Origin of the sequence: Klebsiella sp. w6, assembly GCF_033100215.1 — a bacterium.
Lineage (GTDB): Bacteria > Pseudomonadota > Gammaproteobacteria > Enterobacterales > Enterobacteriaceae > Klebsiella > Klebsiella variicola.
Genome location: NZ_CP136907.1, coordinates 4,177,890 through 4,199,563, shown reverse-complemented (window position 1 = coordinate 4,199,563; position 21,674 = coordinate 4,177,890). Strand labels below are relative to the sequence as shown.

Below are 21,674 nucleotides of genomic sequence, written 5' to 3'. Positions count from 1 at the left end.
TATGAAATTAACGGCGGCTCCGGCCAGCGAGGGTTCCTCCTTCTTCGCTAATTTGCGGCATAAAATGCCGAAAGATACCGGCATCTTTGTGGTGATGCTGGTCATTGCCCTGACTTTTGAAATTGCCGGCTGGTATGTTCGCGACCAGTCGTTCCTGCTCAATACCAACCGCCTGGTGCTGATTGTGCTGCAGGTGGCGATCATCGGCATCATCGCCGTCGGCGTCACCCAGGTGATCATCACCACCGGGATTGACCTCTCCTCCGGCTCGGTTATCGCCCTTGCGGCGGTGGTGGCGGCGAGCCTGGCGCAAACTTCCGACAGCCTGTCGCCGATGTTCCCGGCGCTGGTCAACCTGCCGGCGGTGATCCCCATTTGCGCGGGGATCGGCGTCGGCCTGCTGTGCGGGCTGACCAACGGTTTTCTGGTGACGCGGACCGGTATTCCGCCGTTTATCGCCACCCTCGGGATGATGGTTTCGGCGCGCGGTCTGGCGCAGTATTACACCCAGGGCAACCCGATCAGCTTCCTCTCCGACAGCTTTACGGCGATAGGTCAGGGGGCGATGCCGGTGATTATCTTCTTCGTGATCGCCGCCGTGTTTCACATTGCGCTGAAGCATACCCGTTATGGCAAATATGTGTATGCCATCGGCGGCAACATGACCTCGGCCAAAGTGTCCGGCATCAACGTGAATAAGTACCTGGTGATTGTCTACACCATCGCCGGGGCGCTCTCCGGGCTGGCGGGGGTGGTGCTGGCAGCGCGCGTCAGCAGCGGCCAGTCGAGCATGGGGATGTCCTACGAGCTGGACGCGATTGCCGCCGCGGTGATCGGCGGCAGCAGCTTAATGGGCGGGGTGGGGCGCATTACCGGCACCCTGATTGGCGCGATGATCCTTGGTCTGATCAAAAGCGGTTTTACCTTTGTCGGCGTCGATGCCTACGTGCAGGATATTATTAAGGGCATCATTATCGTCGCCGCGGTGACCATCGACATGCGTCGCAACCGGAAAAAACACTAATCTTATCAACGGGCGGCTGCGGCGAAGGATGTCGTTGCCGCCCGTCCTGTCCAGAAATAAACAAAATACGCCCCGCCAGGCGCGGCCTGTCTGTTTTGCCCACGCGGCTCATCCTGTACAGTTTTGCCACTTCCGTTGTCTATTCGTCAGGGGGCCCACGCGTGGCCTCTGGTTTCTGGAGTCGTATGAATACACCATCCGTCGTCAAATCCTCGCCGCTCTGGCGACCGGCAAGCAGGGGCATTATCGTCACGCTGATCGCCGGACTGGCGATCCTGGCGCTCGGTCGGGGCGTGAATTTGCCGGCCAGAGAGGTTTACCGTGAGATGCAGACCCGCCAGCTGGAGGAAGATGCGCAGTGGGTGGCGCAACGCCTTGAGCGGCGAATGAACACGCCGGCGCCGCAGCGGGAAGCCGCCTGGCCGTTGGCGGCGATGCGCGCCGAACTCCATACCCTCGCCCGGCAGCGGCATTATCGGCTGCTGCTGGTGAATGGCGACGGGCATCTGCTGGCGGCGTCGCATGCGCTGCCGGCCAGCGTACTGGCCCAGGTGCAGGCGCAGTTCCCCAGGGAGATGCAGCCGCCGCTGTTCGGCAGCCACTACCAGACTATCCAGCCTTTCGCCCCGCACCAGCGGATGTTAACCCGCGCGCTGAACGGCGAGGCGGGGCTAACGGGCTGGAATCTGGTGGTGCTGGCGCCGGACGGCGGATTGCCCTCGTTACTGATGGCTTACCGCTGGCCGGTGACGATCGGCCTGGGCATGCTGTTTGCCGGTGCGCTGCTGGCGGTGAGGCAGGCAGCGCACGCCCGGCGAAAACGCTAATTGCCGACGGCGCCGTCAGGGATGGCGAAACTGCAGGGTGGCGGGGAGGTAGCGCTGGAGCGGCTCCGGCGCCTGGCCGTCGATCAGCTGGCTGAGCAGATCGTAGCAGTGCCAGGCCAGCTGGCGATTATCCTGCTGCACGGTATCAATGCGCAGGGAAAGCGAATCATACAGGTAGTGATCGTCGAAGCTGGCGAGATGAATATTGGAGTCCAGCAGATGATGCTGGCTCATGTAGCGCAGTACCCCTTCGAGCAGGCCGCAGGCCGCGGTAAACAAGGCCCTCGGCGGACGTCCCAGCCGCGCGCAGAGCGCCGCGAACATCTCATACCCGGAGCTGGGGTGGTAGTTGCCGTTGATCACCCACTCAGGTCGCAGCGTGACCCCCGCCTGAGCCAGGCCTTGCGTGAATCCCGCCAGCCGGTCGCGCGACGGCGACAGCCGCGGCTGGCCGCCGAGAAACCAGAACTCGTCCGCATGCTGAGGCGCAATGCGGGAGATCAGCTCGGCGGTTGGCGTCACCGAGTCGGTCATCACCAGCGGCAGGGCGCTGTCGCTGGGGGAGCGGTCAAAAAGCACCACCGGCAGCTGTTCGCTGAGCTTCAGGTAGTCGGCATCGCTGTGCATGCACGAGGCGACGATCAGCCCGTCGACCTGGCGGGCAATCATATTATTGACCACCACGCTCTCCTGGCCGGGGTTTTCGTCGGTGCAGGAGATAAGCAGCTGCACGCCAGCTTCCCGGCAGAGCGTCTCAAGCTCATGGGAGAAAACGGCAAACCCGTAGTTGGTGATCTCCGGTACCACCAGGCCAATGGTATGGCTGCGGTTATCGCGCAGCGAGCGCGCATGAATGCTGGGCTGATAGTGCTGCTCGCGGGCGATCGCCAGCACGCGCTCGCGCGTCTCTTGCGCCACGCGCAGCTCTTTGCCACGGCCGTTGAGCACCAGACTGGCGGTCGCTTTGGAGACGCCCGCCAGTTCGGCGATATCTTTGATAGTTACGCGTTTGGTTTTCATCACCACTCAGGAGCCTGAAAGCAAAACGCTTATACTACCATGCATGGCCGCAGCAGCCAGCGGCAGAATGCCACCGGCGTCGCACCGCTGAAGATTAACTGCCCCGGATAGCCCGGGAAGAAGCGGCTGCTCATCACCCCTTCGCCATCGTTGATGAAAATTTCCACGCTGGAGCGGTCGATAAAGATCCGCAGGCGCCGCGCTTCGCCGCGCCAGTAGCGGTGATGCATCTCGGCGGTCTGCAGCCCGCGGCGCGACAGACGCAGGCCGTCACGGTTGACGGTAAGCTGCAGGGCGCCGGCAAAGTCCAGCCCCAGCGTGCTGTTGGGGGCGATGTCAAAGGCCAGCTCCATCGGGGCGAGGGGCAGGGTCTGCCCGCGCCAGCCCTGGGCTTCCTCGCGCAGAGCGGCCAGCTCGCGCAGCGGGCGCTGATACAGGGTGCCCGCCTGCCACTCCAGCTCGCGCACGCAGGTCATCTGGTGGATCCATCCCTGTGCGCGGGTGGGTTGATGCATCTCTTCCCCGTCCGGGACGCCCATCCAGCCGACCAGCAGACGGCGGCCATCCTCGGCCAGCATGGTCTGCGGCGCGTAGAACTCAAACCCGCTGTCCAGCTCGTGCAGCGGGCCGTGGTCGAAGGTGCCGCGCTCGGCGTCGAAGCGGCCTGCCATCCACACCGCAGGATAGGTATTGAGAAAGCGCTGCGCTTCACGGGCCAGCCCCTGCGGGCAGCAGATCAGCAGGTGGGTATCCGCCAGCGGAAAGAGATCCGGGCACTCCCACATATAGCCGCCGTTCGCCAGACCGTTAACGCCATGTCCGGCGATCTCGCCCACCAGGCACCACTCCCGCAGATCGCTGGCGGTGAACAGCAGCACTTTACCGTGCTGTTGCAAATCCTGCGCGCCGAGGACCATGTACCAGCGCCCGTCCTGCTGCCACACCTTGGGGTCGCGTACATGGCCGGTGTAACCGTCAGGGAGCGGCAGCACCGGCCCCAGCTTGCGGAAGGTGCCATCGGCATTCTCTGTCGCCAGGCACTGCCAGGCGGTACGCCCGCCGTCGGGGAATTTCACGTTGCCGGTGTAGCACAGGGTCAGGGCGCCCTCGAACTCGACCGCGCTGCCGGAGTAGCAGCCGTTGCGGTCATACTCTTCGTCCGGCATCAGGGCGATAGGTTCATGCCGCCAGTGCAGCAGATCGGCTGAACTCCAGTGTCCCCAGCACTTATAGGTATGGTCACAGGCGAGCGGGTTCCACTGATAAAACAGGTGGTAACGCCCGGCGACCTGGCAAAAGCCGTTGGGATCGTTCAGCAGTCCGCTGACCGGCGCCAGATGCCATTGCGGATAATGGCTGTCGGCCAGCGCCTGCGGCTGGCCCTGCATAACGGCCTGCAGGATCGCAGGCAGGCGTGACGGTAATGACATTATTCAGCGTCCGTTTTGTATTTCAGCGTCAGAGAGAGCATGAAGGCCACGGCGAAGGCGATCGCCATTCCGATAATGTAGTTCAGCAGCGAGCTGGCCTGCACGATGGCCATCCCCGGGATCGCCGTCAGGCCCACCGCGGTCATATAGACGTGCATTGACACCACCCAGGCGCCGCCGGCGGCACCACCGACCAGCGCGGCGATGAACGGCTTCACAAAGCGCAGGTTAATCCCGAAGATTGCCGCTTCCGTGATCCCCAGCATCGCCGAAAACGCCGACGGCAGGGTGATGGCTTTGATTTTGGCATCTTTGGTTTTAAACCACACCGCAAAGCAGGCGCCGCCCTGAGCGACGTTGGCCATCGCCCAGATCGGCAACAGGAAGTTGACGCCAATCGATGGGTTGCCCAGCAGACCCGCCTCGATGGCATGGAAGCTGTGATGGATACCGGTAATGACGATCACCGAGTAGAGGCCGCCGAACAGCAGGCCCGCCAGCCAGCCGGCGTGGCTGATAAGCGTGCTGAGGATAAACGAAATACCGTCGCCGAGCGCGCGACCGGCCGGGCCGATCAGCAGCAGGGCGATAAAGCCGGAGATAATCACCGTCAGGAACGGGGTGAGGATCAGGTCCAGCGCGTCAGGGATAACGCGGCGCAGCCGTTTCTCGACCATGCTCATAAACCACACCGCCAGCAGCACCGGGAAGACGGTACCCTGGTAGCCGATCATCGCCACTTCGATGCCGAAGAAATTCATGGTGTGGAAGCCGGCGGCGACGCCCCAGGCGTTGGTCAGCGCCGGGTGGGTGAGGATCCCGCCAAGGGTCGCGCCCAGATAAGGGTTACCGCCAAATTCGCGGGCGGCGGTAAAGCCGATCAGGATCGGCAGAATGATAAACGCTGCCGAGCTGCACATATCCAGCATGATATAGATAGCATTGCTCGGGTCGACCCAGCCGTAGGTTTTCACCATCCCCAGCAGGCCCATCAGCAGGCCGGAGGCGACGATGGCGGGAATGATCGGTACGAAAATGTTGGACAGCAGGCGGGCGATGCGCTGGAACGGGTTCAGCTTTTTCGCGGCCAGGTCGGCGGCTTCGGATTTGCTTGATTCGCTGATGCCTGCGGCCTGGATAAAGGCGGCATAGACTTTATTGACCACCCCGGTGCCGAAGATGATCTGCATCTGTCCGGCATTGCGAAAGCAGCCTTTCACCCCGTCGATTTTGCCAATGGCCTGTTGGTCGGCGAGCGCGTCGTCGACCAGCACCAGCCGCAGGCGGGTGGCGCAGTGCGCGGCGCTGGCGATATTTTCCTTGCCGCCCAACAGGGGAAGCAGTGAGCGGGAAATCTGATCAAAATCCATAGTACCCTCTGAATGCATGATGATATGGCGTGGGCGGTGCCGGCCGTGGCAGGCACCGCGAACCTTATATTTATGTGTTACTTACCCTGTCGTCCGGGTTACCGTCAGAACCAGGTCTCCATTTGCATACCGAACGACCATTCGCCGCCCGATTTGAACCCGTTGCTGCCTAATGCATCATCGTTGGCGTAGTTATCCAGTTTTTTGCTCCAGTCCATCCACGATGTATAGAAGCGGATCTCCGGACGCGAGAAGAAGTCGCCGATGCTGCCCACCTTGAAGGTTGGGGCGAAGGTCAGCTTGTAGAAGCTGCCGTTCACCGCGTGGCGATCGTTGTAGCCTTCAGGCTGCAGATCCATGTACTGATAGCTGCCCTCCCAGGCTAGGGCGAAATTCTGCGTCACTTCCTGAATCAGACGCAGGTTGAGAGTGGCCCACTGATAGCTGTCGCCATCGACATAACGATCTTTACTGCTCTGCGCCAGCACGGCCGGGGCAATAAACCAGCGATCGCTCAGCGGCGTCGTGCCGTAGCTGGCGAAGCGCCAGGTATTGGCCCCCGGGCGCAGCGCACCGTCGGAGCCGATGCCTTTAACCTCGGCGCCCAGCCCGTGGCCGTACAGCAGGGCCGTTTTGCTGGTCCCGTCGCGCAGGCCATAGAAGCTCTCATTGTGCAGGCCCAGCAGAGCATGGACCCCGGTGTTAGCGGCATCGCCTTTCACCAGATTGCCGTTCGTGTCCTGGCGTTCGTCATTATCTTTCGCCCGCATCCCGCTGACCATCATCTGCACCGGGCCGGCAAAGTTATTCATGCTGACGATATAGTTCTGCACGCTGTTACTGCTGTCAGCGATATCGCCAAAGTTGCGGCCGTATAACGAGAAGTTGCTGCGCAGGCTGTCGTTCCATTTCACGTCGTAGATCCCGCCGCCGGTCCCGGCGAGGAACACCACATCCGAGTCAATCCAGTGGATGTCGAAGTTGTCACGGTCAAAGCGTTTCCCGGCCCACAGGGTTGCGCCTTTGAACGGGCCTTCGAAGGTGGGCAGGTTGCCCAGCTCGACAAACGCCTGGCGCACGTTCAGGTCGCTGCTGCTTGCCGTCCAGTCGTTATAGGTGGTTTGCCCGTCGGCCACCATCACTTTGAAACGGGTGGTCGCCCCGTTGTCCAGCGTCTGTTTATGTTCGAGGTTCATTTCCACATAGGTGTCGGCCTGGTTGCCCAGACGACCAATGGCGCCACCGGTCTCCCCGGCGGGGGTCATATAAGCGCCGGATTTGGTGCTGGCGGCCGAGTCGTTCATGATCACGCCGGAACGGGCATAGCCGTGGAACTCAAAGCCGCCAGGCCGTTCGGCTTTTTCTTCCAGCTGAGTGGTGCGCTTGGCCACCTGCTGGGTGGTGACCTGGGTTTGCTGCTGCTGCTGGGTTAACTGCTGAACTTTCTGCTCCGCCGAGGCGGCACGGCTTTCGGCAGTGCTGGCGCGGGTTTCGGCGTCCTGCAGGCGTTTTTCCAGGGCGGCGAGACGCGCTTCAATGCTGTTCAGGTCTGTCTGCCCATGGGCGGCGGCGGTGCCGGTTAGCAAAGCAATAAGAATGGCTAACTTCCGTTTTTTATACATGCTGTTGACATCCAAAGGTGAAAATCAGTGAGTGTGCTAACTTTTGCTAAACCGGTTTAGTTAATATGGTAAACATGTCAGTAACGCGGTGAAAATAAAAATTGCTAAACCGGTTTAAGAATTGTGATGTCGCCAGCAAAGTGGGCCGTTAGCCGGCCCAACGGGATCACAGCGAGCGCTGAAGATCGTCCCTGTAGGGCAGGGCGGTCATGGCGCCTTTGGCGGTGGTGGCCAGCGCGCCGCAGGTTTGCGCCAGCGTAAGGTCGGGAGCCAGCGCGGCGAGGTTGTCAGGGATACCGTGAGCGGCGAGGCCGGCGAGCAGCCCGGCGACAAAGGCATCGCCGGCGCCGGTGGTATCAACGGCCACCACCGGGCGAGCGGGGAAGTGGCTAACCTGCCCGCGCAGGGCGGCCTGGACCCCCGCTTTGCCCTGGGTCACCAGCAGCAGCGTCGGCTGGAAGCGGGCGTTCAGCCGGGCGATGCCGCTGACGATGTCGTCGCTGCCGCTGACAAAGGCCAGCTCCTCTTCCGAGAGTTTTATGGCGTCGGCGAGGGCCAGCGCCCGGTCGAGACAGTCACGCAGGTCCTGCGGATCCTGCCACAGGTCGCTGCGGATATTGGGGTCGAAGCTGACATAGCCCCCGGCGCGTTTTATCGCCTCCATTGCCGCGAATGCCGTGCTGCGGCTCGGCTCGGCGCTGAGAGCGATGGAGCAGACGTGCAGCCACTGGCCGGCGGCAAACGGCGGGAGATCCTCGGGCTGAAGGAACAGGTCGGCGCTCGGACGGACCATAAAGGTAAAGGTGCGCTCCCCGTGCTGATCGAGATCGACCACCACCGTGGAGGTGCGCTGCGCGGCGTCGAGGCGCATATAATTCACATCGACCTGCTCCTGCGCCAGGGTGTGACGCATAAAGCGGCCGAAGGGATCGTCGCCGACGCGGCCAATAAACCCGCTGTCGCCGCCGAGCCGCGCCACGCCGACCGCGACGTTGGCCGGTGCGCCGCCGGGGCATTGCAGCAGGCGGCCCTCGCCATCGGGCAGGAGATCAACGACCGCATCGCCGAGTACCCAGATTTTTCCATTCATTCGACAAATTCCTCTTAGCTAAACTATGTTAAACCGGTTTAGCTAATTAAAGCATAGCCCACCGGTAAGCGGAACGATCGGGTCACGAAACAGGGAGGCGAGGGTAAAAAATGTGAGCCAGGCGGAATATTTCGCCACTCCAGATCTGGACTTTTCCTTCCCCACCCGCTTAGGTATAGTTCAACAGGTCGCGGTTAGCCCCGCCGCGGTGGCCAAAGGTAAAGGAGTGCGCAGCGCGATGAACCTCAGTTTTGGCGATATTTACGATCGGTACCAGAAGCTGACGCTGACCACGCATCTGCCGGCGGTGATCGCCTGCAGTGAAACGCTGAGTTTGGGCAAAGACCAGGGCTTTATTCCGCAGCCGGGCTATCTCTACTTTCTGCTGCAGGGGCAAATGACGTTGGCCTTTGGTGATGAGCAGAACCTGGTCGGGATTGTTATCGCGCATATGCCGTTAGGATTACTGGAACATTATTGTCCGTCGGTCGCGCTCTATTATCGGTGTCTGGGCGAATGCCAGCTGGCGAAAATAACCGCCAGCGATTTTGAGCGAATATTCTTTCATTCGTCGCCGGGCTATATGCAAGAGCTGACCACGATCCTGGCCTATATGGGCATATTTGCCCTTGATGCCCACTATGAACGCGGCAGCCAGACCAGTTTTCAGACCATTAAATCGATGCTGTCGCGCTATCTATATCGCAGCGAAATCGATGGTGGTCAGCATGAGAGCCTGTCGGCATTTATTATTAAACGAACCAATCTCTCGCGCAGCTATGTGTACCAGGTGCTGGCCGCGCTGCGCGAGGGGGGATATATCACGGTGAAAAAAGGCAAGCTGATCTCCATCGACCGTCATATTCCTGAGAAATTCTGAACCCGATTCGGCAGATTCACGCCATCACGTTGCTATCACCGCCAGGGAAAGCGCTAAGCGCGCTTTTTCCCCGGCCCCGTTACGTCTGAATCTGGCTGTTTTATTTAGTTAACCTTTCACTCTGGAGTTATTTTATGACCCTGGATTATGTTGCGCTGGCCATTCTGATCGCCGTGGCCTTAATACTGTTTTATGGCGTGATTGTTATTCACGATATTCCTTATGAAATTGCCAAAGAGCGGCGCCATCCTCATCAGGATGCGATTCATTATGCCGGCTGGGTTAGCTTATTTACCCTGCACGCGCTGTGGCCTTTGTTATGGATCTGGGCAACACTGTGGCGCGAAGATCGCGGGTGGGGAATGCGCCACATTGCCGACGATCAGCAGGCGCTGCATCAGCGTCTGGAAACGGTGGTCCAGCAACTGGAACAGGTCCAGCGCGAGGTGGCTGCGCTGAAAGCGGAGGAGGCAAACTAATGGAAACATTAATGTTACTGACCTACGCCGCGTTGTGCATTGTGGTGTTTAAGGTCTTCCGCATCCCGCTCAATAAGTGGACCGTACCGACGGCGGTGCTCGGCGGTATCGCCCTGATTGGCGCGGTGATCTTCGGGATGAACTACAACTTCCCGTATACCGACGTTGGTAACCAGGTGTTTCGCACCGTGCCGATTGTGTCGCAGGTGCGCGGCCGGGTGCAGAGCGTACCGGTGAAGCCTAACCAGATGCTGCATAAGGGCGATGTGCTGTTTACCCTCGACCCGACGCCGTTCCAGGCAAAAGTAGACGATCTGCAGGCGCAGATAAAAGCGGCCAGTCAGGATGCGCTCTCCTTAAACGCGGCGTTAAGCCAGGCGCAGGCCGAGCTGAGCAGAGCGGTGGCCCAGCGCGACCAGTCGCGGCGGGAATATGCCCGCTATCGGGAGGGTCATGCCCAGGGCGCCTTCTCCGATCAAATGGTTGATACCCGTCTGCAGACGTGGAAGGCCGATGAAGCCAGCGTCAGCGCGGCTCAGGCAAAGGTGGTGCAGGCGCGCAACGCGCTGGACTCGGTGGTGAAGGGCAAAAATACCACCGTGGCCTCCCTGCTGGCGCAGCTGCAAAAGGCGCAGTTTCAGCTGGAGAACACCGTCGTCCGTGCCCCGGAGGATGGCTATGTCAGTACCGTCGGCTTACGGCCGGGCACCATGTCCACTGCCCTGGGGATGATCCCGCTGATGACCTTTGTGCCGGTGGAGGGCGCCGCCTCGCGGGAGTACGTCGCGGCATTTCGCCAGAACGCCCTGCAGCGTCTGCACAAAGGCGAGCCCGCGGAGCTGATGTTTCCGGCCATCCCAGGCACCGTCTTTCGCGGAGAAGTGGCCGACGTGCTGCCGGCGATTGGCGAGAGTCAGTTTCAGGGGCAGGGCAAATTGCTGACCACAGACGCGCTCAATACCCATGGCCGGGCGCTGGTGGTGCTGAAGGTGACCGATCCGCGATTTGCCGAATACGCTCTGCCGCAGGGGGCCACCCTTGAGGCGGCGGTCTACTCGGATCACCTGAAAGAGCTGTCGCTGATCAGGAAGATCCTGATCCGCATGAAAAGCTGGGAAAACTACCTCTATCTCGATCACTAAGCCGGCGGGCGCAGGGCGGACGTGCCGCCCCGCGCCGCAGTCAGGCCTCGCTGTCCACCAGGCCGTCAATAATGACCTGCCGCACCCCCTGCGAACAGGGTTCAATACGCCCGCGCACCCCATAGACGGCCGCCAGGGTCTCGGGGGTGATGACCGCGGCCGGGGTGCCGTCGCCGAGCAACTGGCCCGCCTTGAGCATCAGCACGTGGTCGGCATGACGCAGGGCAATATTGATATCGTGCACCACCACCAGGGTTACGATGTTGCGCCGTTGGGTCTCCCGGCGTACCAGATCCATCACGTGAAACTGGTAGTTGAGGTCAAGGGCGCTGAGCGGTTCGTCGAGCAGCAGCAGGCGCGGCTGGCGGATCAGCGACTGAGCGAGACCCACCAGCTGCTTTTGCCCGCCGGAGAGCTGATCGAGGTAGCTCATCGCCAGATGGGCAATCCCCAGCTGCCGCAGCAGCGCCATCACCTCCTCCTGGTGCTGCGGACTGTGGCGTCCTCCGGCGGCGCGCTGGGCGACGATAATCGACTCCAGCACATGCAGATGCACGCCGGCGGGCAGCGTCTGCGGAAGATAGACCACCTGCTCTGCGCGACGTGAGAACGGCTGCGTCAGCAGATTTTCCCCCTCCAGCAGCAGCTCGCCGCGGCAGGGTCCCAGACCCGCCATCGCCCGCATTAACGTTGATTTACCGCTGCCGTTTGGCCCCAGCAGCGCGGTGATTTTCCCTCGCGGCAGATGGGGAACCGTCAGGTTCTCGATCACCTTGCGTCTGGGGTAGCCGGCGCTGAAGTAAGACAGCGACAGCCCGGATAACGTCTGGTCGCTCATACCTGCCCCCGATGACGTAAAATAATGCTCAAAAAGAACGGGACCCCGACCAGGGAAGTGACGATCCCCACCGGAATAATGGCCCCCGGGATCAGGTTCTTCGAGGCGATGGAGGCCAGGGAGAGCACCAGAGCGCCGATCAGCGCGCTGGCGGGCAGATAAAAGCGATGGTCTTCGCCGAAGAGCATCCGCGCAATATGCGGCGCCACCAGGCCGATAAAGCCGATTGGCCCGACAAAGGCCACCGAAAGCGCCGACAGTATGCTGATCCGCAGCAGCGTGGTCAGGCGCAGGCGGCGAACGTTAATACCAAAACTGATGGCCCGGTCCTCGCCCAGCCGCAGGGCGGTCAGCTTCCACGCGCTGCGCAGCGACAGGGGCATCACCAGCGCCAGGGCGACCAGCAGGATGGCGACTTTGCTCCAGGAGGCGCGGTCGATGCTGCCCATGGTCCAGAACACCAGCCCCTGCAGCGTGTCTTCGTTGGCGATGAACTGCAGCATCGAGACCAGGGCGTTAAAGGTAAAGACCAGCGCGATGCCGAACAGGATGACCCCGGAGGTGGCCACCTGGGTCCAGCGGGTGATGCCGTCCAGCAGCAGGGCCGCCAGCAGGGCGAAGATAAAGGCGTTGGCCGAGATAAACCACTGGCCGGGAATACCGGGCAGGCCAATACCCAGCACAATCGCCAGCGCGGCGCCAAACGCCGCAGCCGAGGAGACGCCAAGGGTAAACGGACTGGCCAGCGGGTTATTGAGGATGGTCTGCATTTCGGCGCCGGCCAGTCCCAGCGCCAGGCCGACGATAATCGCCATCACCGCATAGGGCAGACGGATATCCCAGACGATGGCGCGCGTGCCCGGATCGGCGCTGGCCGGATCGGTTAACGTCTGCCACAGGCTCTGCAGCGGCAGACCGGAGGGGCCGAGCATAAAATCGAGCAGCAGCGACGCGACAATCAACAGCGCCAGCAGGAGCATCAGCAGCAGACGGCGACGCACGATACGGCGATAGTCATCTATCACGCCAGAGGTCCCGGCGGGCAGCCCGTCGAGCACGGAGTCGGAGGTTAAACGCATGCCGGATTACTCGCTCTGCTGCCAGGAGAAGACGAACGGCTGGTCCGGCAGGTCGGTGAAATGGCGCACGATATAATGGTAAGTCTCATCCGGGTTGAGATCGCCGAAGGCCTGCGGGTAGATATCTTTCGCCAGGTATTCCATGCCGACAATATTCCACGGGTGGTTATAGAAGTGGTGATAGACGCCATAGGCCCGCTTTGCCTGTACCGCCGGGATCTGGCTGACCCCAGGTCGCGCCAGCAGGATCTGCGCCTGGGCCTTCACCGCCTCCGGCTTAACCTCATAACCCAGGGGCAGCACCTGGCTGTTGCCGCGCTTCGAGCCGGTCATGATCCAGGCGTCGGGCTTCATGCTGATGATTTTCTCCAGCGAGACGAACCCGGAGGCGCCCGGCAGCAGCTGCGAACCGATATTGTTCGCCCCGACCGCCTCCACCAGCCCGCCCCAGCCGCTGTGGCCGTGGGTAAAGCAGCAGGCGTCGCTGTTGCCGGCCAGCGCTTCCACGAAGACGTTGGCCTTCGGCGTGATGGCCGCGGTTTTCTGGCGAATCGTCTGCAGCTGCTGACGATAGTAATCGGTAAAGGCTTTGGCCTGGCTCTCGCGGTTAAGGACTTTGCCCAGCAGGTCGATGCTGGGGGCGGTATCTTTCGCCGGGTCGATCTCATAGTCGACAAACAGCACCGGAACGTGCAGGGCGCTGAGCTTGTCGATGACGCCGCTCTCCATCAGCGCTGGCCTGGCGCGCAGCTGGGCGATCATCAGATCCGGCTGACGGGCGATGACGCTTTCAAGATCGACGTTCCCTTTGTCGCTGAAGCCCATGTCAAGGATCGTGGCCGACTGCGGCCACGTCGCTTTCAGCATCTGCCAGGTGGCAACATCCTGCTTTTTCGCCAGATTATTCCATGCCACCAGCCGTTTAAACGGATTGTCCCGGTCCAGCAGGGCGAGGGTCATAATGTCGCGGCCATCCTGCAAAATAATACGCTGCGGCTCTTTGGCCAGGGTGACCTGCCGGCCGTCGAGGTCAGTGACCGTCAGGGGATATTGGGTTGCATAGCTGAAGAGGGGCGTCGCGATCAGCGCAGTAAGTAACAGCGATCTTACTGATTTTCTTGCCATAAAAGGAGTTCCGTTTGCCAATTTATAAATATAATGATTCTGATAATTATTCTCGAACAAACATCAACGGCAAGTATATCAAGGACAAATTTCATAAAATGTAACAAACATGTTGGAAATTATGCCAACGCCGACAGGGCGCGCACGGCGGCAGCATTTTCTGCCATGGCTGGAGGTCGAAGACGTTTTTCAGGCTAATTCCTAATGTCATCCCCGGTTCGTTGTGCCATCCTGAATGCGACTCATAACACGACACGTGAGAGAGGATATTATGAAAAAAGCAATGATTGCGTTATCGGCTATTCTGGTTGCAGCTCCGGTTTTTGCTGCGACAACACATGCAACAGATGATACCGTCGCGGCGGCGAATGCCAATGCCAACACCGCCAAAGAGAAGCTGCACCAGGCCCAGCATGAGGGCGAAGAGCAGCAGCTGAAGGCGAAACATGCTGCCGAAGGCAAGCAGGACAGCGTTGGCAGCCAGGTGAGCGAAGGCGCGCAGAAAACCTGGAACAAGACCAAAGAAGGCACCGAGAAGGGGTGGGATAAGACCAAAGAGGTCAGTGAAAAAGGCTGGAATGCCACCAAATCCGGTGCGGAAAAGGGCTGGGATAAAACCAAAACCGGCGCCGAAGAGTTAAAAAATAAAGTGACTGAATAAGTCCTTTTACCTGTCTGAATCAAGGTCGCGAAAGCGGCCTTTTTTATTGCCCCGCCATCAGCACAACCTCTTCCCGACAGCCGATGCCAGGAATCGTCCTGGTTAACCAGTTACTCACTCTTTCTTCACATTTGCCCGGTACAAAGGAGCTGAATCAGGAGGTGTACCATGAAAAAGATGATTTCTCTGGCAGTAATTTTATCGTGTGTGCTGAGCGTCCCGGCCTTTGCCGATGGCCCGAACGACGGCCATCGCCCGGGGCAGCCAACGGTGTGGCAGAACGGTCCGGACCATGATGGGCATGCGCCGCAGGGCGGACCTGACGCGCATCATCAGGGCGACCATGACCAGCGTGGCCCGGATCGCGACGGTCATGGCAAACGCGATCAGGCACGTCATGAGCAGGACCATTTCGCCTGGCGCGGGAACGATTTCCGCAAAGGACACCCGGCTCCGGCGCCGTTCCGTGGCGATGAATATCGCGTCCGCGACTGGAGCGACCGCGGCCTGCCGCCCCCGCCGGAAGGCCATCACTGGTCCTATATCGACGGTAACTATGTGCTGATCGCTGCGGCGACCGGGATCATCACCTCGATTCTGGTGAGCGGCGCCCTCGGCCACTAAATGCGCTGCTCCGCGACGCCGGGTCAGGGAAAGCCTGAACCGGCGATGGCGCACTCGCGGAAAGCTACGGGTTCAGCGCAGCATCCGGCCAGTATTTATAACCATTGATCATTGCCTGGGCGGCCAGCCCTTTTTCGGTCAGGTCGTAGACGTTGACCTTCGAGGGCAGGGAGGCGGTATCTGACGCCACGCCGCTGGTGGAGGCGGCGATCGGCGCGATGCCTTTGTCATCATATTTTGCGGCGGCATTCGCATCGGCGCCAACCATGTATCCCTGGCGAATAAAGGTCTCCAGGGCCGCTTTATCATGGAAAACCAGCACCGTGCGCTGCTGCTTAATCCCCATCCCCAGGCCGGCGCCGCCCTGGGCCATTTTCATATAGGTATCCTTCCCGGTGGCCTTATTCCGCACCACGCCGTAACCGCTGCCAAACCCGAACAGCAGGATCTTGCTGCTGTTATTGGCAAACACCGCATACCCCTTCGCATGCTGAATATCACTGCGGGCCTCAGGCTGCAGGGCGTAAAGCTTGTTGAGGGTTTCGCTGCGCATCTTCTGGATGCTGGCCCGCTGCTGGCTGGCGGTATCGCCCTGCGCGCTGCAGCCCGCTAGCATGACGATGGCGGCGAGGGAAAGCGTCTGTAATTTCATACACGTTTATTTTATTTAAATCTGAATATGGTCGGGAATGGTAGGTTAAATAACGGTAAATCCTCCATAAAATAAACGTTTATTTTTAAATTTCACTATTTTTATTATTTATTACTCTGTAATGTGCGGATTATTAAATAAGATGAGTTCATTCCAGGTATTAGAAATGCTGCTTGCATAAAGTTTCCACCACGTTACCGTGTTAAGTCCTTAATTTATTTCCCGGAGAACGGCATGAGTGATTATGTAATCCCCGAAATTAAAGCGACGGAAGATGAAATGATTTCTATCCGTCATTATTTACATGCCAATCCGGAATTAAGTCTGGAAGAGTTTAATACCAGTGAGCTGGTGGCTGGCAAACTGGCGGAGTGGGGCTATCAGGTCACCCGCGGCCTCGGTAAAACCGGCGTCGTCGGCAGCCTGAGCAAGGGCGACTCGCCGCGTACTATTGGCCTGCGCGCCGATATGGACGCGCTGCCGATCCATGAAACTACTGATTTGCCCTGGGCCAGTACGGTACCCGGAAAAATGCACGCCTGCGGCCATGACGGCCATACCACCATTCTGCTGGCGGCGGCGAAATACATCGCCTCGCCGGCCTGCCAGTTTAACGGCACGGTGCATCTGATTTTTCAGCCGGCGGAAGAGGCTATCGGCGGCGCCGATTTAATGATTAAAGACGGGCTGTTCGAGCAGTTCCCCTGCGAACGCATCTTTGGCTTGCACAACATGCCAGGGCTGCCAGTGGGCAAGCTGGGCTTCTATGCCGGCAACTTTATGGCCTCGGCGGACACCGTCAAAATTACGATTACCGGCTACGGCGGCCACGGCGCCCATCCGGAGCGAACCGTCGACCCGATCGTCGCCGGTGCGGCGCTGGTGATGGCCCTGCAGAGCATCGTGGCGCGCAACGTGCCGCCGGGGGAAACGGCAGTGGTCAGCGTCGGCACCTTCCAGGCCGGTATCGCCTCCAACGTCATTCCGGAGAGCGTGGTGATGGAGCTGAGCGTGCGGGCGATGAAGCCGGACATTCGCGATCTGCTGATCAAGCGTATTCACGAGCTCGCTGACTTTACCGCCAAAAGCTATGGCGCCAGCAGCGTAGTGGAGGTGTACGACTCCTACCCGGTATTAACCAACAGCCCTGAAGAGACCGATTTCGCCCGGGCGCTGGCGCTGGAAGTGTTTGGCCGCGAAGGGGTACTGGAGTCGGTCTCGCCGATGAACGCCAGCGAGGATTTCGCTTTTATGCTGCGCGAACGCCCAGGGAGCTACTTCCTGCTCGGCAACGGTGAGAAAGGGGAGAAGGGCGGTTGCATGGTGCACAACCCCGGCTACGACTTTAACGATGACATTATCACCACCGGCGCGACGCTGTTCGCCCGCCTGGTGGAAAAGCACTGTCGCTAATCTCTGGAGAAGAACGCGAATGAAAAAATCACTGTTGCTATGGCTGGCATTAATGGCGTCGACGTCGGCGCTGGCCGAAGGGGGAAAGGAGATCCGCTTCGGCGTCGACCCGACTTTCGCGCCGTTTGAATGGAAAGATCCGCAGGGCAAGCTGGCGGGGTTTGATATCGATTTAGGCAACGCCATTTGCCAGCAGCTGCAGGCGAAATGCGTGTGGGTGGAAAGCAATTTCGACGGCATTATCCCGGCGCTGAAGGCGCGTAAATTCGACGCGATCCTTTCCGGGATGTACATGACCGAGAAGCGCAAAGCGCAGATTGCCTTTAGCGACAAGCTATATAACGGGCCGGTGTTCCTCGTGGCGCGTAAAAATACCCTGCAGGGCAATACGCCGGAACAGCTGAAGGGCAAAACCATCGGCGTGGAGCAGGGCTCGGCGCAGGAGACTTATGTTAACCAGCACTGGCGGCCGCAGGGGATTAACATTGTGGCCTACCAGGGGGCCGATAGCGTGGTGCGTGACCTGGAGTCCGGGCGCATCGACGGCGCAGTGCTCTCCGGGATGATGGCCGACTACAGCTTCCTGCAGCAGCCGCAGGGTAAGGAATTCGCCTTTGTCGGCGGCCATCTGCAGGACGATACGCTGTTTGGCGCCGGGGCGGCGATCGGCTTGCGTAAAGACGATGAGGCACTGCGTCAGGAAATTAACGGTGCCATTGCGAAGATTCTTGCCGACGGCACCTATAAAAAATTAGCCGGCAAATATTTTAGCTTTGATGTTTATTCCGGGACATAATGTCTGAGTGTACCTGCGGGCGTGGAGCGCCCGCCGTAAGATTCCTTTTCTGATTATCCAATCACCTCCTCTCCTGACCCCTGCGGTTACCTGAGGGAAGCAGAATATAAGCTAAGGAGTACTCGGCATGATGACACGTCCATTGGGTAAAACCGGATTTTCCATCGCCCCATTAGTCTTTGGCGGCAACGTCTTTGGCTGGACCATCGATGAAAAAACCAGTTTTGCTCTTCTTGATGCTTTTGTTGACCACGGTTTTGACGCTATCGATACGGCGGATGTTTATTCCCGCTGGGCGGAAGGCAACCAGGGCGGCGAATCCGAAACCATCATCGGTCGTTGGCTGCAGGCGCGCCCCAGCATGCGCGATAAGGTCAAAATCTTCACCAAAGTCGGCTCCGATTTAGGCCTACCCGGCCATAAAGGGCTCAGCAAAGCCTGGATCCAACAGGCGGTAGATGACTCCTTACGCCGCCTGAATACCGACTACATTGATCTCTACTTCTCCCACTGGCCGGATCCGCAAACCCCGGTGGAGGAAACGCTGGAGGCTTTCCACAGCCTGCAGCAGGCTGGAAAAATCCGCGCCATGGGGGCCTCTAACCTGGATGCGATGCAGCTGGCGGGGGCGCTGGAGGTAGCGCGTAAAGGCGGCTTGCCTGCCTGGCAGGTGCTGCAGCCGGAATATAACCTCTACCACCGCTCCGCGTTTGAAGGCGCGCTGTGCGATCTCTGCGTCAGCCGCGATATCGGGGTGGTGACCTACTACAGCCTTGCCTCCGGGTTCTTAACCGGTAAGTACCGCCAGCCGTCGGATCTGGCCCAGAGCCAGCGCGGAGGGGGGATTGGTAAGTACCTGAATCCGCGCGGGATGCGGATTATCGATACCCTGGTGGCGGTCGCGGACGAGCAGGGGGCGAAGCCGGCTGAGGTGGCCCTGGCGTGGCTGATCGGCCGCGAAGGCGTGACCGCGCCGATCGCCAGCGCCACCAGCGTGGCTCAGGTGGAGAGTTTTGCCCGCGCGGCGGCGCTGAGCCTGAGCGCGGAGCAAGTGGCGCGACTGGACAGCGCCAGCGCCTGAGTCACTCCCTCTCTCCGGCGGGGAGAGGGAGAAGGGCTATACATGACGCGGACCGTAGGCCGGGTTAGGCGCCAGCCGCCACCCGGCACTAAAGCGGGTCCGTAGCTGATGCCATCGCCCGGTGGCGCTGCGCTTACCGGGCCTACGATGTACCAGTCTGTGAGAGGGACCCGTAGGCCGGTTAAGGCGCCAGCCGCCACCCGGCGAAATGACGGCGCAACCGGAAATGCCCCTGCTCGCGCTGCGCTTAGCAGGGCTACCACTCCAGTGCTATTTCCGAGCTGATTGCGCTCCCGATATTTCTTCTGCGTTATGTCACTCATGGCACAGGGAGCGCACAGGGGGCGGCCAGTCGCCGCCGCCCCCTGTACCCCCGGGCTCCGGCCAGCAACATCGCCACTGCGTGGTACCTTCGACTTTTCCCTGCAGGCTTCGGGTCGGGCCGAGGCAGCGTCCGTGCAAAACACGGCCCTCAGCCCGCATCCATGCGGGCTGCCCCGGCCTTCCGGGAACGTCTCAGCGATTTTGAGGCCGTCAGCACCGGCAGTTTCAGTCGCACAAGTGGGTAAATTAATGACTGGCTGCTCGGACCGTAGGCTGGGTCAGGCGCAGCCGCCACCCGGCGAAATGACGGGTGTGGTGCCTGAAAGCGTGCCCGGCGGCGCCCCTTTATTCCTGATGGCGGGTGACGTTGAGGATCTTCGCGCTGGCGCCGACCGGGAAATTGCTGAGGGCACCGAAATCGCTGCCCTGATAGCCCATGATCTTGCCGTCGGTGCGCATCTGCTGCAGATCGATCAGGATCACCCCCAGCGTGGGAATGATTTTCTCCCGCCAGACGAACAGATAGAGATCCTCAGCCACCTGCACATAGTGGCAGCGATCGACATCCGCCAGCCCCTTTTCCACACCGTCCAGACACTGCCAGGTGTAAAAATTGTCGTTGAGATAGATGTGCTCATAGCGCTCGGTCGGGCTGTAGGTGTACTGATTGCGCATGCCAATAAGCGCATCGGTAAAGTCCGGCAGCGGCTCCGACTGCTCATCCAGGCGGGCAAAAACAAACCGTGCCTCTACCGCGGTCAGCGGCAGGCCTTGCTCCACCCGGCTGAAGGCGTCCAGCCGCGCGGCGGCTTCGTCCGGCAGCTGGCCGTAGACCAGGGTGGCGTTGCGCTGTGTCAGGTTGCATACCGCGCTAATGCTGGCGTTATCCCGCTCCGGGTCAAGGAAGTCGATAAACAGAATGTCCGGGCGCAGGGCGGTTGCCCGCCAGGGCGCGCGCTTGCCGTTCCAGCTGAGCGTCTGGTCATCTTCGATAACCAACTGCTGCGGCTTACTGCCCGCGACATAAAAAGTAAAGGTTTCGCCGGCGGGCAGGCTGGTGGTGGCGAGTAAATTACCGTGTGGCGCAAAACCATCGGCCAGCGCGCCGACCTGGATAAATACGGCTTCTGAAGTCATAGGGGCTCCTGAACAGAGTAGGGCGTTAGGCAAACGCCAGAGTGGGAACATCGACGATACTGGCGCCGCCGTCGGCGACCAGCGTGGCGCCGCTGATGATGGCGGCCTGCGGCGAACAGAGAAACTGACAGGCCTCGGCTATCTCCTCGGGGCTGGCGGGGCGGCGCAGCGGAACATCGCGACAGACCCGCTGATAAGCCTCCGTCAGCGATAGCCCTTCTGCCTGCATCAGCGGGCGCATCTCTTCATCCGCCATCGGCGTCGTGACCCAGCCGGGACAGATGGCGTTGGCGCGTACCCCCTGTGGGCCGTAATCGCGGGCGACGGAACGCATCAGGCCAATTAAGGCGTGTTTGGCGGTGACGTAGCCGCAGGCCTGCGGCCCGGCGGCGAGTGAGGCGATGGAGGCGACAAACAGGACATTGCCTCGGCGGGCAATGAGCGAGGGCAGACAGGCGCGAACGCTGGCGAACGCGCTGGTGAGATTGCCGTCCAGCGCCTCGCGCCACTGGCTGTCGCTGGTCTCGGCGGCGGGGCTGTTGCCCATCCCGCCGGCGCTGCAGATGAGGACATCAATACCGCCAGCCTGGTCGAGGATCGCCGGCAGCAGCCGCTGACCCCAGACCTCGCCGTCGGCGGCATCGCCCACCAGCGCTGTCGCGCCGGTCTCATCGGCGACAGCCTGCAATGGCGCTTCGCGCCGTCCGGTAATAAACACCCGGTCGCCCGCGGCGCACATCAGCCGCGCGCAGGCGGCGCCAATTCCGGTTCCACCGCCGGTGATCACCACGACTCTCGCCATTCGCTCTCTCCTGTTATAGGGTCTTCGATTACCTTAAAAAGCGCGTCAGGTCCCGGCTATCGTCCGGAAGAACGATAGCCGTGGCGGTTAATGGATCTCTCTCACAGGGCGCCGTTCTCATTATTTCGGCAACAGCGGGTCAGGCGTCATCACATGATTACGCCGCGGCGAAAATTAATTGCATCCTGTTAAGGGTATAAGTGAAAAAAAACAGAAATCCATCGTTCTTTAGGATGAGAATGACGCGTCGGGGATAGG

The 21,674-nt window shown here is 60.4% G+C and carries 20 protein-coding genes and 1 pseudogene; 10 read left to right on the top strand and 11 right to left on the bottom strand.

The features are described from left to right. The first annotated feature begins 1 nt into the window (after position 1). Positions 2-1,024 (top strand): ABC transporter permease, encoded by a 1,023-nt coding sequence (locus tag R0140_RS20615; protein ID WP_004152946.1) that lies wholly within the window; start codon positions 2-4, stop codon positions 1,022-1,024. A gap of 185 nt (positions 1,025-1,209) precedes the next feature. Continuing rightward, positions 1,210-1,819 (top strand): annotated as a pseudogene (locus R0140_RS20610) (hypothetical protein). 47 nt (positions 1,820-1,866) lie between these two features. Here R0140_RS20610 and R0140_RS20605 read toward each other — a convergent pair. The 5 genes from R0140_RS20605 to R0140_RS20585 all read right to left on the bottom strand — a co-directional run bounded on the left by R0140_RS20605 (position 1,867) and on the right by R0140_RS20585 (position 8,383). Next, positions 1,867-2,877 (bottom strand): LacI family DNA-binding transcriptional regulator, encoded by a 1,011-nt coding sequence (locus R0140_RS20605; protein ID WP_162493284.1) that lies wholly within the window; start codon positions 2,875-2,877, stop codon positions 1,867-1,869. Between the two features lie 23 nt (positions 2,878-2,900). After that, complete coding sequence (locus tag R0140_RS20600) at positions 2,901-4,301, bottom strand: sucrose-6-phosphate hydrolase (RefSeq protein ID WP_194391961.1); 1,401 nt, start codon at positions 4,299-4,301, stop codon at positions 2,901-2,903. Then, entirely contained in the window at positions 4,301-5,671 is a 1,371-nt protein-coding gene (locus R0140_RS20595) for a sucrose-specific PTS transporter subunit IIBC (protein WP_008805497.1), read from the bottom strand. The genes R0140_RS20600 and R0140_RS20595 overlap by 1 nt, the downstream gene beginning before the upstream one ends. Before the next feature lie 104 nt (positions 5,672-5,775). After that, positions 5,776-7,293 carry a carbohydrate porin gene (locus tag R0140_RS20590; protein ID WP_012968775.1) on the bottom strand — a complete coding sequence of 506 codons (1,518 nt, stop codon included), beginning with the start codon at positions 7,291-7,293 and terminating at the stop codon, positions 5,776-5,778. Positions 7,294-7,459: 166 nt separating this feature from the next. Next, positions 7,460-8,383, bottom strand: a complete 924-nt coding sequence (locus R0140_RS20585; protein ID WP_008805499.1) for an aminoimidazole riboside kinase — start codon at positions 8,381-8,383, stop codon at positions 7,460-7,462. Positions 8,384-8,621: 238 nt separating this feature from the next. Here R0140_RS20585 and R0140_RS20580 point away from each other — a divergent pair, with 238 nt between their 5' ends. The 3 genes from R0140_RS20580 (at position 8,622) to R0140_RS20570 (ending at position 10,884) form a co-directional block, all read left to right on the top strand. Next, positions 8,622-9,263 carry a helix-turn-helix domain-containing protein gene (locus R0140_RS20580; protein ID WP_072125424.1) on the top strand — a complete coding sequence of 214 codons (642 nt, stop codon included), beginning with the start codon at positions 8,622-8,624 and terminating at the stop codon, positions 9,261-9,263. Between the two features lie 134 nt (positions 9,264-9,397). Continuing rightward, positions 9,398-9,742 carry a DUF3302 domain-containing protein gene (locus tag R0140_RS20575; protein ID WP_008805501.1) on the top strand — a complete coding sequence of 115 codons (345 nt, stop codon included), beginning with the start codon at positions 9,398-9,400 and terminating at the stop codon, positions 9,740-9,742. After that, positions 9,742-10,884 carry an HlyD family secretion protein gene (locus R0140_RS20570; protein ID WP_012542548.1) on the top strand — a complete coding sequence of 381 codons (1,143 nt, stop codon included), beginning with the start codon at positions 9,742-9,744 and terminating at the stop codon, positions 10,882-10,884. Before R0140_RS20575 ends, R0140_RS20570 begins: the two co-directional genes overlap by 1 nt. A 40-nt stretch (positions 10,885-10,924) precedes the next feature. Here R0140_RS20570 and R0140_RS20565 read toward each other — a convergent pair whose 3' ends face one another. From R0140_RS20565 to R0140_RS20555, 3 genes are read right to left on the bottom strand one after another with little or no spacing between them, the layout of a single operon-like run. Continuing rightward, on the bottom strand, positions 10,925-11,722 hold the full coding sequence (locus R0140_RS20565) for an ABC transporter ATP-binding protein (RefSeq protein ID WP_032734912.1): 798 nt from the start codon (positions 11,720-11,722) through the stop codon (positions 10,925-10,927). Further along, a complete protein-coding gene (locus R0140_RS20560; protein ID WP_074075518.1) occupies positions 11,719-12,747 on the bottom strand; it encodes a FecCD family ABC transporter permease in 1,029 nt (342 codons plus the stop codon). Before R0140_RS20560 ends, R0140_RS20565 begins: the two co-directional genes overlap by 4 nt. A 60-nt stretch (positions 12,748-12,807) precedes the next feature. Continuing rightward, on the bottom strand, positions 12,808-13,926 hold the full coding sequence (locus tag R0140_RS20555; RefSeq protein WP_032734913.1) for an ABC transporter substrate-binding protein: 1,119 nt from the start codon (positions 13,924-13,926) through the stop codon (positions 12,808-12,810). 271 nt (positions 13,927-14,197) lie between these two features. On the opposite strand from R0140_RS20555, the gene R0140_RS20550 reads away from it, so the two are divergent. Together R0140_RS20550 and R0140_RS20545 are read left to right on the top strand one after the other, a co-directional pair. Next, complete coding sequence (locus R0140_RS20550) at positions 14,198-14,587, top strand: hypothetical protein (RefSeq protein WP_002892699.1); 390 nt, start codon at positions 14,198-14,200, stop codon at positions 14,585-14,587. A gap of 168 nt (positions 14,588-14,755) precedes the next feature. Then, the gene (locus R0140_RS20545) at positions 14,756-15,211 is read left to right on the top strand and encodes an RcnB family protein (protein ID WP_008805507.1); all 456 of its coding nucleotides are present in this window, start codon (positions 14,756-14,758) and stop codon (positions 15,209-15,211) included. A 64-nt stretch (positions 15,212-15,275) separates the two neighbouring features. Here R0140_RS20545 and R0140_RS20540 read toward each other — a convergent pair whose 3' ends face one another. Then, positions 15,276-15,557, bottom strand: a complete 282-nt coding sequence (locus R0140_RS20540; RefSeq protein ID WP_228961033.1) for a lipid-binding SYLF domain-containing protein — start codon at positions 15,555-15,557, stop codon at positions 15,276-15,278. A 540-nt stretch (positions 15,558-16,097) separates the two neighbouring features. On the opposite strand from R0140_RS20540, the gene R0140_RS20535 reads away from it, so the two are divergent. From R0140_RS20535 to R0140_RS20525, 3 genes are all read left to right on the top strand, one after another. Further along, a complete protein-coding gene (locus tag R0140_RS20535; RefSeq protein ID WP_012542544.1) occupies positions 16,098-17,276 on the top strand; it encodes a M20 aminoacylase family protein in 1,179 nt (392 codons plus the stop codon). Positions 17,277-17,295: 19 nt separating this feature from the next. Next, the gene (locus R0140_RS20530) at positions 17,296-18,072 is read left to right on the top strand and encodes an ABC transporter substrate-binding protein (protein WP_002892707.1); all 777 of its coding nucleotides are present in this window, start codon (positions 17,296-17,298) and stop codon (positions 18,070-18,072) included. Positions 18,073-18,199: 127 nt separating this feature from the next. Then, complete coding sequence (locus tag R0140_RS20525) at positions 18,200-19,153, top strand: aldo/keto reductase (RefSeq protein WP_032734915.1); 954 nt, start codon at positions 18,200-18,202, stop codon at positions 19,151-19,153. A 669-nt stretch (positions 19,154-19,822) separates the two neighbouring features. Here R0140_RS20525 and R0140_RS20520 read toward each other — a convergent pair. Next, a complete protein-coding gene (locus R0140_RS20520; RefSeq protein WP_032734916.1) occupies positions 19,823-20,614 on the bottom strand; it encodes a MoaF C-terminal domain-containing protein in 792 nt (263 codons plus the stop codon). 25 nt (positions 20,615-20,639) lie between these two features. Further along, complete coding sequence (locus tag R0140_RS20515; protein WP_016160425.1) at positions 20,640-21,416, bottom strand: SDR family NAD(P)-dependent oxidoreductase; 777 nt, start codon at positions 21,414-21,416, stop codon at positions 20,640-20,642. Positions 21,417-21,674: the final 258 nt, after the last annotated feature.

What these genes read in the sequence shown, in the direction of transcription:
- R0140_RS20615 (WP_004152946.1), top strand. Translation starts at nt 2, where the DNA reads ATGAAATTAACGGCGGCTCCGGCCAGCGAGGGTTCCTCCTTCTTCGCT.
- R0140_RS20600 (WP_194391961.1), bottom strand. Translation starts at nt 4,301, where the DNA reads ATGTCATTACCGTCACGCCTGCCTGCGATCCTGCAGGCCGTTATGCAG.
- R0140_RS20595 (WP_008805497.1), bottom strand. Translation starts at nt 5,671, where the DNA reads ATGGATTTTGATCAGATTTCCCGCTCACTGCTTCCCCTGTTGGGCGGC.
- R0140_RS20590 (WP_012968775.1), bottom strand. Translation starts at nt 7,293, where the DNA reads ATGTATAAAAAACGGAAGTTAGCCATTCTTATTGCTTTGCTAACCGGC.
- R0140_RS20585 (WP_008805499.1), bottom strand. Translation starts at nt 8,383, where the DNA reads ATGAATGGAAAAATCTGGGTACTCGGCGATGCGGTCGTTGATCTCCTG.
- R0140_RS20580 (WP_072125424.1), top strand. Translation starts at nt 8,622, where the DNA reads ATGAACCTCAGTTTTGGCGATATTTACGATCGGTACCAGAAGCTGACG.
- R0140_RS20575 (WP_008805501.1), top strand. Translation starts at nt 9,398, where the DNA reads ATGACCCTGGATTATGTTGCGCTGGCCATTCTGATCGCCGTGGCCTTA.
- R0140_RS20570 (WP_012542548.1), top strand. Translation starts at nt 9,742, where the DNA reads ATGGAAACATTAATGTTACTGACCTACGCCGCGTTGTGCATTGTGGTG.
- R0140_RS20565 (WP_032734912.1), bottom strand. Translation starts at nt 11,722, where the DNA reads ATGAGCGACCAGACGTTATCCGGGCTGTCGCTGTCTTACTTCAGCGCC.
- R0140_RS20555 (WP_032734913.1), bottom strand. Translation starts at nt 13,926, where the DNA reads ATGGCAAGAAAATCAGTAAGATCGCTGTTACTTACTGCGCTGATCGCG.
- R0140_RS20550 (WP_002892699.1), top strand. Translation starts at nt 14,198, where the DNA reads ATGAAAAAAGCAATGATTGCGTTATCGGCTATTCTGGTTGCAGCTCCG.
- R0140_RS20545 (WP_008805507.1), top strand. Translation starts at nt 14,756, where the DNA reads ATGAAAAAGATGATTTCTCTGGCAGTAATTTTATCGTGTGTGCTGAGC.
- R0140_RS20540 (WP_228961033.1), bottom strand. Translation starts at nt 15,557, where the DNA reads ATGGGGATTAAGCAGCAGCGCACGGTGCTGGTTTTCCATGATAAAGCG.
- R0140_RS20535 (WP_012542544.1), top strand. Translation starts at nt 16,098, where the DNA reads ATGAGTGATTATGTAATCCCCGAAATTAAAGCGACGGAAGATGAAATG.
- R0140_RS20530 (WP_002892707.1), top strand. Translation starts at nt 17,296, where the DNA reads ATGAAAAAATCACTGTTGCTATGGCTGGCATTAATGGCGTCGACGTCG.
- R0140_RS20525 (WP_032734915.1), top strand. Translation starts at nt 18,200, where the DNA reads ATGATGACACGTCCATTGGGTAAAACCGGATTTTCCATCGCCCCATTA.
- R0140_RS20520 (WP_032734916.1), bottom strand. Translation starts at nt 20,614, where the DNA reads ATGACTTCAGAAGCCGTATTTATCCAGGTCGGCGCGCTGGCCGATGGT.
- R0140_RS20515 (WP_016160425.1), bottom strand. Translation starts at nt 21,416, where the DNA reads ATGGCGAGAGTCGTGGTGATCACCGGCGGTGGAACCGGAATTGGCGCC.